The 658-nt window shown below is 64.4% G+C and carries 1 pseudogene; it reads left to right on the top strand.

Annotation, left to right across the window (positions count from 1 at the left end):
- Positions 1-118: 118 nt before the first annotated feature.
- Positions 119-658 (top strand): annotated as a pseudogene (locus HMPREF3098_RS01630) (ISL3 family transposase); the annotation flags it as partial.

The raw sequence follows: 658 nt of genomic DNA, 5'->3' as shown, positions 1-658 counted from the left end.
TAGGGTGCGTAGCCGGGATGAGAGAACACACATGAGAGTCGGGACCCACCACAAGATATAGGGGTCCCCGGTGCGAAGATGGGAGTTACCACACAACCATCTTTCGCCCCGAGGACCTATGCCCGATTCTACGTCTGTTGTCGCTGACACCATCATCCGCACCGTCGAACTCGGCCTGACGATCACCGGTGCCGCGATCGATGAACACCACACGTGGATCACCTGCCGCCCGGCCACCGTGGACCCCTCGTGCACAACCTGCGGGATGGAAGGGCGGCTGCGTGATCACCGGGTCCGGCAGCTCGTCGACCTGCCCGTCGTCGGGCATCCCACCCGGTTACGGATCCGGGTACCACGGTTGACCTGCACCAACACCGCGTGCACGGTGAAGATCTTCCAGCAGCAACTGACGTGCGCGAAGCCGAAAGCCAAGCTCACCGCCCGATCGCCACGCGCTGGATCCTCCAACGCCTGGCCATCGACCGGATGAGTGTTGCCGCGATCTCGACGTCCCTGGGCATCGGGTGGGATCTGGTCAACCAGGTTGCCCTGGATCAGGCCCGTGAGCTGGTCTACTCCGATCCCACCCACCTGGCCGGCGTCCGCGTGCTGGGGGTCGATGAGCACAAGTGGAAACACCGCCGCGGCGACGGCACCC

It is taken from the genome of Corynebacterium sp. HMSC28B08 (genome assembly GCF_001806865.1).
GTDB lineage: Bacteria > Actinomycetota > Actinomycetes > Mycobacteriales > Mycobacteriaceae > Corynebacterium > Corynebacterium auriscanis.
Note: the sequence above shows the minus strand (reverse complement) of the source record. Positions and strands in the feature narration are given on the sequence as shown.